This window comes from Geminocystis sp. CENA526 (assembly GCF_050753365.1).
Lineage (GTDB): Bacteria > Cyanobacteriota > Cyanobacteriia > Cyanobacteriales > Cyanobacteriaceae > Geminocystis.
Genome location: NZ_JBLZFY010000119.1, coordinates 1 through 11,057 on the forward strand (window position 1 = coordinate 1; position 11,057 = coordinate 11,057).

General features: G+C 33.4%; 12 protein-coding genes and 1 tRNA gene. 11 read left to right on the forward strand and 2 right to left on the reverse strand.

Features of this window, described 5'->3' with window-relative positions; translation table 11 throughout:
• The first annotated feature begins 341 nt into the window (after positions 1-341).
• On the forward strand, positions 342-1,850 hold the full coding sequence (locus ACN4EE_RS19935; RefSeq protein ID WP_431708247.1) for an NADH-quinone oxidoreductase subunit M: 1,509 nt from the start codon (positions 342-344) through the stop codon (positions 1,848-1,850).
• 114 nt (positions 1,851-1,964) lie between these two features.
• Here ACN4EE_RS19935 and ACN4EE_RS19940 read toward each other — a convergent pair whose 3' ends face one another.
• Both ACN4EE_RS19940 and ACN4EE_RS19945 read right to left on the reverse strand, forming a co-directional pair.
• Positions 1,965-2,342 (reverse strand): phosphomannose isomerase type II C-terminal cupin domain, encoded by a 378-nt coding sequence (locus ACN4EE_RS19940; RefSeq protein ID WP_431708248.1) that lies wholly within the window; start codon positions 2,340-2,342, stop codon positions 1,965-1,967.
• 91 nt (positions 2,343-2,433) lie between these two features.
• Positions 2,434-2,832: a DUF4359 domain-containing protein gene (locus ACN4EE_RS19945; protein ID WP_431708249.1), complete on the reverse strand. Its 399-nt coding sequence runs from the start codon at positions 2,830-2,832 to the stop codon at positions 2,434-2,436.
• A 65-nt stretch (positions 2,833-2,897) separates the two neighbouring features.
• On the opposite strand from ACN4EE_RS19945, the gene ACN4EE_RS19950 reads away from it, so the two are divergent.
• From ACN4EE_RS19950 to ACN4EE_RS19995, 10 genes are all read left to right on the forward strand, one after another.
• Positions 2,898-2,970: transfer RNA gene (locus ACN4EE_RS19950), tRNA-His, on the forward strand.
• Between the two features lie 351 nt (positions 2,971-3,321).
• Positions 3,322-3,990 carry a diacylglycerol/polyprenol kinase family protein gene (locus ACN4EE_RS19955; RefSeq protein WP_431708250.1) on the forward strand — a complete coding sequence of 223 codons (669 nt, stop codon included), beginning with the start codon at positions 3,322-3,324 and terminating at the stop codon, positions 3,988-3,990.
• Between the two features lie 112 nt (positions 3,991-4,102).
• Positions 4,103-4,966: an aldose epimerase family protein gene (locus tag ACN4EE_RS19960; RefSeq protein ID WP_431708251.1), complete on the forward strand. Its 864-nt coding sequence runs from the start codon at positions 4,103-4,105 to the stop codon at positions 4,964-4,966.
• Between the two features lie 74 nt (positions 4,967-5,040).
• The gene (locus ACN4EE_RS19965; RefSeq protein WP_431708252.1) at positions 5,041-5,730 is read left to right on the forward strand and encodes a DUF4230 domain-containing protein; all 690 of its coding nucleotides are present in this window, start codon (positions 5,041-5,043) and stop codon (positions 5,728-5,730) included.
• A 132-nt stretch (positions 5,731-5,862) separates the two neighbouring features.
• Entirely contained in the window at positions 5,863-6,306 is a 444-nt protein-coding gene (gene tsaE, locus ACN4EE_RS19970) for a tRNA (adenosine(37)-N6)-threonylcarbamoyltransferase complex ATPase subunit type 1 TsaE (protein WP_431708259.1), read from the forward strand.
• A gap of 152 nt (positions 6,307-6,458) precedes the next feature.
• Positions 6,459-7,172, forward strand: a complete 714-nt coding sequence (locus ACN4EE_RS19975; RefSeq protein WP_431708254.1) for a lysophospholipid acyltransferase family protein — start codon at positions 6,459-6,461, stop codon at positions 7,170-7,172.
• Positions 7,173-7,241: 69 nt separating this feature from the next.
• The gene (locus ACN4EE_RS19980; protein WP_431708255.1) at positions 7,242-7,745 is read left to right on the forward strand and encodes a DUF1269 domain-containing protein; all 504 of its coding nucleotides are present in this window, start codon (positions 7,242-7,244) and stop codon (positions 7,743-7,745) included.
• 150 nt (positions 7,746-7,895) lie between these two features.
• The gene (locus ACN4EE_RS19985) at positions 7,896-9,020 is read left to right on the forward strand and encodes a succinylglutamate desuccinylase/aspartoacylase family protein (RefSeq protein ID WP_431708256.1); all 1,125 of its coding nucleotides are present in this window, start codon (positions 7,896-7,898) and stop codon (positions 9,018-9,020) included.
• Positions 9,013-9,948, forward strand: coding sequence for a GTPase Era (era, locus tag ACN4EE_RS19990; RefSeq protein WP_431708257.1), 936 nt, complete (start codon positions 9,013-9,015; stop codon positions 9,946-9,948). Before ACN4EE_RS19985 ends, era begins: the two co-directional genes overlap by 8 nt.
• Before the next feature lie 63 nt (positions 9,949-10,011).
• Positions 10,012-10,998: an MBL fold metallo-hydrolase gene (locus ACN4EE_RS19995; protein WP_431708258.1), complete on the forward strand. Its 987-nt coding sequence runs from the start codon at positions 10,012-10,014 to the stop codon at positions 10,996-10,998.
• Positions 10,999-11,057 lie beyond the last annotated feature (59 nt).

Genomic DNA, 11,057 nt, shown 5'->3' on the forward strand with positions numbered 1-11,057 from the left:
GTAAAATAAAAAATGACAACTAATTTTAGAAAAAATATTCTCGACACCCGCATATTGTGTCGCAATACATCCCACAGCTAAAGCAATCGATGCTCTTTGCGAAGTTGTTGTAAACTCAAACCTTTAAGTGAAAATTTGTCAGTTTGTTGTTCTGTCGGTATCATTATCAAGAATAAGAAGAAATTGAAGATGAGGATTGTTGGTAGTTCGATCGATTTTGAGGGTTTAGTTGAGAAATAAAATCTAATATTAACCTTGAAACTGGTACAATCAAAAGGTTATTACCACAGAATGATCGCTCATGTTTACCCTAAAATAGTCAAAGTAATTTAATTTAAAAAATGTTAAATTTATTTATCTGGATTCCTATAATTTCAGCTATAATAATCACTCTTTTACCTAATTTTAAAAATAATCTAATTTATAGAAATATAACGTTAATAATAACAGGAATAATTTGTGTTCTTAATCTTATTTTAGGTTTGCAATTTCAAACAGACATTATAGGCATACAATTTGCCGAACATTTTACTTGGTTAACGTGGTTAGGCTTAGGTTATGACTTAGGAGTGGATGGTTTATCATTTCCTTTATTATGTCTCAATAGTTTATTAACCTTAATAGCAGTTTATATTACCCCAAAAGATATACAACGCCCTCGCTTTTATTACGGCATGATTTTATTATTAACAGGAGGAGTTGCAGGAGCATTTTTAGCTCAAAATTTATTGCTATTTTTCCTCTTTTATGAAATAGAAGTTGTGCCTTTATATTTTTTAATTGCCGTATGGGGTGGGGCAAAAAGAGGTTACGCCGCCATGAAATTTTTAATCTATACTTTCATTTCGGGCTTTTTTATCTTGGCATCCTTCCTCGGTTTAGTGTGGTTAAGTGGAGAAGCAACCTTTGCATTTGAGCCTTTAAAATCCCATTCCATTGCAGTTAGTAGCCAAATCTTACTATTAATACCCCTTTTAATCGGTTTCTTTATCAAAATCCCTATTTTTCCCTTCCATACTTGGCTACCCGATGCCCATGTGGAAGCTAGTACTCCAGTATCAGTACTTTTAGCAGGAGTTTTGTTGAAATTAGGAACTTATGGTTTACTACGATTTGGAGTCGGTTTCTTCCTTGAGGGATGGGTGACAATCGCCCCCTATTTAGCCTATTTAGCTAGTATTAGTGCCTTGTATGGTGCTAGTTGTGCCATCGCCCAAAAAGATATGAAAAAAGTAGTCGCTTATTCTTCCATTGCCCACATGGCTTATGTGTTATTAGCGGCGGCGGCAACCACAAGATTAAGTTTAAATGCCTCTATTTTGCAGATGATAAGTCACGGTTTAATCTCGGCAATGTTGTTTATTCTGGTGGGCATTGTTTATAAAAAGACTGGCAGTCGAGATGTCAATTATCTCAGAGGTTTACTTAATCCCGAAAAAGGCTTACCTATTACTGGTAGTCTGATGATTTTAGCAGTCATGGCAAGTTCGGGAATACCGGGGATGGTAGGATTTATCTCAGAATTTCTGGTATTTAGAGGCAGTTTTCCTATTTTCCCTATTCCTACTTTACTGTGTTTAGTGGGTACAGGATTGACAGCAGTTTACTTTTTATTAATGGTTAATCGAGTCTTTTTTGGGCGTTTAACTCCTGAGTTAAGCAATTTACCAGCCGTGTTGTGGAGTGAAAGGATTCCTGCTTTAGTGTTAGCATTTTTAATTATTCTCTTTGGTTTACAACCTAACTTTATGATTCGTTGGAGTGAAGCTCAAGGTACTGTCGTGCTATACGGTATTCTAAGTAATGCTCAATCTCTGATTAGCAAACTTCCCTCTGTGGGTTTATCTTAAACTACAATTGAATTTTTTATCTCATTTTCTGCGTAGGGGTTGAACATTGTTCAACCCAACTTTATCAAAAAATCTCTTAAAAATAAAGAATTGAGAGATAATCAGAAATTCTATTTATTCTTCATCGGGAAAACGGATAATATCATCATCGCCTAAATATTCTCCATTTTGTACCTCAATCATGACTAACGGTACAACCCCCGGATTTTCAACTCGATGACGGGTATTCATCGGTACATAAGTGGACTGTTTTGGTAATAATAACCTTTCTTCTCCATCAATAATTACTTTTGCCGTTCCTGCTACTACTATCCAATGTTCACTACGATGATAGTGTAATTGAGTACTAATATGATGCTCTGGTTTGAGAATGATTTTATGAATACGGTAATTTTTTCCATCTTCTAATAGCGTAACTGTACCCCAAGGAGGAGTCCTAGTATATTCACTTTCGATTATTTCCTGAGTGTTAGACTTAATATTATTGCTCATGGTAATTATATTTTTTGGGGGTTGAAAAATAAAACCTTAAAATCGATCGAATCATTTAATCCACATTATATGAAATTTAGACCGGTTATATCTATTCCTGATATACTTTTTCAAAACCAATGACATAAAATTGATTTAAAAGCCCGATGGTGGTGAAATTATAGAGATATAAATTTGTCTCATAAATACTTAATAAGAGATAATTACGTCTTTGAGTTGTTTTACCGATAAGGGTAGGTACTTGACTTTTACCCGTATCAATCATTAAATTACAGACTTGACTCTTAATGACTTGTTCTAAATTATTAGAAGTAGCGTTACAAATATTCTCCTTAGCATAGGTGATTAATTGTTCAGTGGCAAATAACTCATATTTTTTTTGATTGGGATTAGTGAAAGCTAAAAGTAAACCAAAGACTAGAAATAAACTTCCTCCTATGGTTAAGGTAATAGATAAAGGACTTTTCTGTTCACGAGGAAATGGATTCATAAAATTTTTTTTCAGAATAACTAGATCATTTTACAAAAAATATGCTATAATCAAATATCGTAACGGCGAGCGTAGCCAAGTGGTTAAGGCAGTGGATTGTGGTTCCGCCATTCGTGGGTTCGAGTCCCATCGTTCGCCCTTTTAACACCATCATTCTTAATGGTACAATATTTAGAACCCTTCAAGGGATTTTCAAATTTTACTAATAATACCTTTTGAATTATATTGTATTGTACATCTAAGTTTACGGATTGGAAGACAGAAAAAAGTTTGAATTTAACCTAATACCTGCTACATTTTGACTCTGGTTATTGAGCGTCGCTTATCAACAACGAGATACCTAACACCTTTTTTAAGACATAATTTATCATACTCAAAATAAAATAACTAAATACAACAAAAGTTTAAATTTTAGAGTAAGTGTCAATTAAAATCTTGTGATTGAACATTTTTTCTTCTAAATAACTCATTTTTTATTACTTATTTACTATGAATTTAAACCTAGAATTTGTGTCCATTTCGATCGTGACTATTTATTTAGGTATATTGTTATTAATAGCAGAAATTTTTAGTCGTTATTATAAGAGTGATTCTGAATTAACTCGCAAAATTGTCCATATAGGTACGGGAAATGTGATTTTACTGGCATGGTATTTAAACATCTCTAAGGATGTGATTATTTTAGCTTCTTTTATCGCATCTTTGATTGCTATTACTTCCTATTTTTTCCCTATTTTACCTAGTGTTAATGGCATAGGAAGAAAAAGTTTAGGCACTCTATTCTATGCTATTAGTATTGGCATTTTAACCGTGTTATTTTGGCAAAATGGACAAAAACAATTTACTACTATTGGTATTTTAATTATGAGTTATGGTGATGGCATGGCGGCATTAATTGGACAAAAATATGGACAAAATAAATATCAAGTATTAGGTAATAAAAAAAGCTGGGAAGGTTCTTTTACTATGACAATAGTTAGTATTTTTGTTACTATAATTATCATGGGTTTTTCTTGGCAAAATTTAATCCTTGCCTCGATCGTGGGAATATGTGCTACGATATTAGAAACTTTTTCTTCGATCGGTATAGATAATTTAACTGTACCTGTTATCAGTGGAATAATTGCCTATTATTTATCGCAAATATATTTATTTTAAATATTAGTGATATAAAATTAAAATGTTATCTAATTATTATTAAATCTATCTTTTTTCCCTATTCCCTACCTTGATCAATAATTTATCATACTCAAAATAGAAGAAGCAAACTATGTATAATATCGCAGTTAAACAAGAAGAATATTTAACTTATATATTAAAAGATTTAGATAGTGATTCTCGCTTAGAAATCGTGCCAGAAAGAGGCGGAATTGTTACGGATTGGACAATTCAAGGACAAAAAATTTTCTATTTAGATAAAGAGAGATTTAAAAATCCTCAATTAAGTGTCAGAGGAGGCATTCCTATTTTGTTTCCTATCTGTGGAAATTTACCTGATAATCTCTATTCCTATCAAGAAAAAAGTTATGTTTTAAAACAACATGGTTTTGCGAGAGATTTACCTTGGATAGTCACAAATCAATCTACTAATAATAGTGCCAGTATAACCTTATCTTTAAGCAGTGATTCAGAAACTATCAAAGTTTATCCTTTTCAATTTGAGCTAAATTTTACTTATAAACTAATAGGAAAACAATTAATTATTGAGCAATCTTATTATAATAAATCTCAGAAAATCATGCCCTTTTCTGTGGGGTTTCATCCTTATTTTTTCTGCGGTGATAAAACTCAGTTACAACTGGATATTCCTGCTCAAGAATATAATAGCAAGTTGGGGGATAAAACTTATAGTTTTAATGGGGAATTAGACTATAATGTGGAAGAAATTGACATCGCTTTTACTCAATTACAAGGGCAAAAAGCAGGATTTTTCGATCGAAAACGCAATTTAAAAGTTGAAATTTCCTACAGTGACTTATTTTCTACCCTTGTATTTTGGACATTGAAAGATAAAAATTTTATTTGTATTGAGCCTTGGAGTGCGCCCCGTAATGCTCTTAATACAGGAGAACAATTAAACTACTTACAACCTGATGAAATTTATACTGCACAAGTTTCGATCGAAATTCAGTAAAAATTGAAAAATGAAACAGCCGTGTTTTGTTATGGTATAATGACCTATACTTAATTTTTGATTCTCAGATTTCCATGAATACCTCTAAACCTTTTATTATCCATCCTCGTCTCTGGAAAAGGACGATATTTTTAAGCGGTGGTGGTTTTACTTTAGCGATACTTCTGGGATTATTCGGTATCTGGAAAACTACGGATAATTTTATTCAAGGTATTACCAATATTTTTCGTCATGAAGTAACTACTGCTAAGGTTAATAATCCTTATATTATTCTTCAGCAAATACAGATGGTAAGCGAATTAACTACCAGTGTTTTTACGATGGATTCGATCGTACCCACCTCATCTAGTCGTAAAATTGGTAATTGGGTAGTAGGGGAAACAAATTTACTTTACGTTGCCAGAGGAGAAGTGAAGGCAGGTTTAGACTTAAGTATGATAACCGTTGATGATGTTTCGATCGATCGAGATAAAATCAAAATAACCTTACCTCCTGCCCAAATTTTAGACGAAAAAATAGACGTAAATCAATCTCAAGTTTATCATTACGATCGAGGTTTTCTCAATTTAGGTCCTGATGTTGCACCTGAGTTGCATACTAAAGCACAACAAGAAACCCTAACGAAAATAAGACAAACCGCTTGTCAACAAAAGATATTAGATCAAGCCAACGAAAAAGCAGTTATACTCATGACACAGTTAATGAAAAATAGTGGTTTTGCTACCGTGGAAGTTATTTCTACCCCCAGTGATGATTGTAATTAACTCCAACGCATTTATATAGTATTTTGATGAAGGGAAGTAATAGATAATAGGTAATGAGTAATGGGTAATAGGTATTTATTTCAAGAAAAACAGGAACAAGTTATAATATTTTTTGATAAATTTATTCATGATATGACTGACAAAATACCAGAAATTATTTTACTTGCTGATGAAGAAGCTACTAAAAAATTAGGACAAGATTTAGCACAAAAATTAACTCCTCATACTGTTTTATTATTAAGTGGTAATTTAGGAGCAGGAAAAACTACTCTCATTCAAGGATTAGGGGAAGGTTTGGGTATTCAAGATTCGATCGTCAGTCCAACTTTTACTTTAATTAATGAATATTATGAAGGAAAAATTCCCCTTTATCATATCGATTTATACCGTCTAAATGCAGAACAAATTAAAGAATTACACTTAGAAAATTATTGGCAAAGTATTGAATTTGAAGCAGGAATTACTGCGATCGAATGGGCAGAATTATTGCCTTATTTACCACCCCAATATATTAAAATAAATTTAGAAATAGACGATCGATTAGGTAGAAAAGCAACCATCGAAATTAAAAATTAATAATCTCTCTCTATACTGATTCGTAACGTAAAACAGCCATCTTGCCTGTCAATAAACGTGAAACTTGAAAAAGTGGCACGATCGAACCCCGAATAATGGCACAATAGTTTTAACCTAGAGGTATAGTAAATATTGATGGAGTTATCCCCATTATGAATGATACATCAACACAAACTCAAATCTATCACCATGAAAGTCAGATAACTTCCCATATATCCCCTTGGTTAATTAAATTAGTTTATCCTCTTGCCACTAAGTTAGTGTTTCCCTTCTTCTTTAAAAAAATGGAAATTATCGGCAAAGAAAATGTACCCAAAACGGGGGCGGTAATTATTGCGCCCACTCATCGTTCTCGTTGGGATGCGTTAGTGGTTCCTTACGCTACTGGAAAATTAGTCAGTGGAAGAAACCCTCATTTTATGGTATCAGCCAACGAAATGAAGGGCATACAGGGATGGTTGATCAAACGTCTGGGGGGGTTCGAGGTAAATACTGAGCGCCCCGGTATGGACAGTTTACGCCATAGTTTTGACTTGTTGTCTCAAGGAGAGATGGTAGTAATTTTTCCAGAGGGAAATATATATCGTACCGATGAAGTGCAAACTTTAAAAAGAGGTATTGCAAAAATTGCCTTAGAAGTAGAAACTGCCAAGCCAGAAGTAGAAATAAAAATTCTTCCTGTGACAATTAAATATAGTCAACCTATTCCCCAAAAAGGGTGTAGTGTCACCGTCAAAATTGGGGAGTGTTTAACCGTCAAAAATTATCTAGGCAAATCCGTCAGAGAAAGTAGTTTTTTGTTAACCGCCTATTTAGCACAATCTCTGAAGGAAAATGTCATAAGCTATATCAGAAATTTAGATTAAGATTAAGATTAAGATTAAGTTCTGTTAAATTAATGTTAGTTTATCAACAATTTTGAAAATCAATTAAATATGAGTACTCTAATTGCGATCGCCTACGATGACATTTTTAAAGCCGAAGAAGTAAGATTAACCCTTGCTAAATTACAAAGAGAGCACTTAATCGAATTAGAAGATGCCGCCGTTGTCGTCAAGAATGCCGATGGAAAAGTGCAACTCAAACAAGCCATTAACTTAACCACTGCTGGTGCGGCTAGTGGCGGTTTTTGGGGATTATTAATCGGTACTTTATTTCTTGTACCCCTCTTTGGTGCTGCAGTTGGTGCGGCTACTGGTGCGATCGGTGGTGCATTAAGTGACATTGGAGTTGACGATAATTTTATGAGAGAATTAGGAGAGACTTTACAACCGAATACCTCTGCTTTATTTATTCTCATCAAGAAAGTAACTCCTGATAAAGTCTTAGACGAAGTAAGCAAATATGGCGGTACAGTTTTACGCACTTCCTTAAGTAAAGATGACGAGGAGCAATTACAAGCTGTATTAAATACCTATGGTGTCAAAGTCTCTGAATAATTAGGAATGAGGAATGAGGAATGAGGAATGAGGAATGAGGAATTAAGATAAGTAAAAAAACAATTAATTATGTCATTGCGAGGAAACGAAGCAATCTCTTCTATCATTAAGTTTTCTCATCTATCAAAATATATTTTCTGATCAGAAATTATGACACCTGATTATCAATTAATAGAAATACAAACTTTAGCTAGTGGAGATACTTTACAAATTCCCGTATATACTTTTCAAGGAAAAACAGGGAATAAAAAAGCCTATATTCAAGCTAATTTACACGGTGCTGAAATTGTTGGCAATGCCGTTATTTATGAATTAATTACTTTTTTAAATAGCTTAAATAGCGATGAAGTTCAAGGAGAAATTGTCTTAATTCCTATGTGTAACCCTACGGGAGTTAATCAACGCAATCTGTTTTTTTCTACAGGCAGATATAGCCCCTATGATGGCAATAATTGGAATCGCATTTTTTGGGATTATAGTCACGAAAATGTTAATATCGATGATTTTGTGCGAAAAAATATTAATCTTTCTAAACAAGAAATTCAAGCTAATTTTTTAAAAGATATTCTTAATAAGTTTCAGGAAAAACTAGACAAAATCAATCCCTATCGAGGTGTTTCTTTTTCTGAAGATTACCGTAATATTTTACAATCTTTATCTCTAAACGCTAATTATGTTATAGATATTCATAGTTCTAGTGTCAGTTCGATCGACTATCTTTATTGTTTTGATTATCGTCAAAAAAGTGCTGATTATTTTCTCTTAGATTATGGTATTTTAATGAACAAATATGACGGTAACGCCTTTGATGAAGCCTTTTTAAATCCTTGGTTAGTCTTAGAGAAAAAATTGAGTCAAGCCCGAAGAAATATCACTTTTGATGTGGAAGCATGGACATTAGAATTAGGCTCAGGAATGAAAGTAAATGAAGAATCTGTTAAGAAAGGATTTAAGGGAATTATTAACTATTTATCAGCAAAAAAAATGCTCAATTTAGAACTAATTACTCCTGAACAAAAGACAAAATTAATACCTAAAAATACCATCAAAAGTTATTATGCACCCCAAGGAGGAATTATTCGTCATCGTTTAAAAGAAGGCACAAAAATTCAACGAGGTGATGTATTGTATAACATTTTGTCATTTCTAAAAACCAGTATAACACCTACTATAATAGAGATTGAATCCGCAGACGAAGGCATAATTTATGATGTCTCTACTAACGATACTGTCAATCAAGGTGAGTATATTCTAGGAATTTTTCCCCATGGCTAATCAATCTTTTTTACCCGTTATTCCCGTTGCCACCCCTGAGTTTAAATCAGGGTTTATCGCTATTATTGGGCGCCCGAATGTGGGTAAATCAACTTTGATGAATCACTTAGTGGGGCAAAAAATAGCTATTACTTCTCCTGTGGCACAAACTACGCGCAATCGTTTACGGGGTATTTTAACCACTCCCCAAGCGCAAATTATTTTTGTGGATACCCCAGGTATTCATAAGCCACACCATGAATTAGGCAAAGTTTTAGTGCAAAATGCGGTGTCAGCGATTAATAATGCGGATGTGGTTTTATTCGTGGTGGATGCTTCTTCTGACTGTGGAGGGGGCGATCGATATATTGCAGAAATCTTACAAAAAAGTCAAACTCCCGTAGTGTTGGGGTTAAATAAAACAGATTTGCAGGGAGAAACCAGAGAAAAACTCAATGAAAGTTATCAAGAAATTTGTCAAGAAAATTGGCAAATGATAAACTTTTCAGCAGTGACAGGGGAAGGATTAGAGAGTTTACAACAAGAATTGATTAACAAATTAGATTATGGTCCCTATTATTATCCTCCTGATTTAGTCACAGATCAACCTGAAAGGTTTATTATTGGAGAGTTAATCAGAGAGCAAATTTTGTTATTCACGAAGGAAGAAATTCCCCATTCCGTGGCGGTGACGGTGGAAAAGATGGAAGAAGGGGAGAAATTAACGAAAATTTATGCAGCGATTAATGTAGAGAGAAATTCGCAAAAATCGATTATGATTGGTCATAAAGGCTCGATGTTAAAGCAAATTGGTAGTGCTTCTCGTCAACAGATGCAAAAATTATTAAGTGGTAAAGTTTATTTAGAATTGTTTGTGAAAGTTGAGCCTAAATGGCGCCAATCTCGTTTAAGGTTAGCTGAATTTGGCTACCAAGTTGTTGACGATTGATACATTCAATATGAAAAACTAAAGCTATAATTAGATGTCGTTTTTGAATAGTAACTATTCCCAATGTTTAAAAAAAGATTTCCGTTTAATTATATTAGTTATTTTCTCCTTATTGTTAGTTCATTAATCATTCTTTTATGGGGAAAAAATGTTATTGCTTTTAACACTACCTCCCAAACAAATTCTCACAGTTCGATCGAGCATCATCATGTAGCACAAGGAGATTTTGATCAAATAGAAATTAAGGCAAATCTCTTGAAAAATAATATCTATATGTTAGAAGGGGAAGGAGGCAATATAGGGCTTTCTGTGGGGAATGATGGAATTTTGATGATTGATAGCCAGTTTGCTCCATTATCCGCTAAAATCAAGAGTTCGATCGAGGGAATCAGTAATCAACCCATTCGTTATCTATTCAACACTCATTATCATTTTGATCATACAGGAGGCAATGAAAATTTTGCTAATCAAGGAGCATTAATTATTGGCCATGAAAATATGCGCAAACAGATGAAAGTCCCCCATTCCTATACAGTTATAGGGGCTGATATTCCAGTTTCTCCTGATATTGCCTTACCGAAAATTACCGTTAACGAAACCATCAATTTTTACTTTAATGGTAACGAAATTCGTGGTTTTCATGCTCCCTTTGCTCATACTGACGGGGATATTGTGCTTCATTTTGTTGATCAAAATATCATTCATACGGGAGATTTATTTTTTAACGGAATGTATCCTTTTATTGATACGGAAGTGGGCGGTTCAGTGGATGGTATGATTGCAGGTATTGATAAAATTTTACCCCTATGTGATGACCAAACGATCTTAATTCCGGGGCATGGAAAGGTAGGCAATAAACAAGAATTAATTGCTTTTCAAGAAATGCTCAAAATCGTTAATCAAAGAGTGAAGGATTCGATCGAGCAAAACATGACTTTAGATGAATTAATTGACAAGAAAATTTTAGCAGATTTAGACGACACTTGGGGTAAAGGAGTTTTAAATGAAAAACAATTTTTAACTATTACCTATCAAGGAATCAAAAAATAATTAACAATTAACAATTAACAATTAACAATTAACAATTAACAATTAACAATTAACAATTA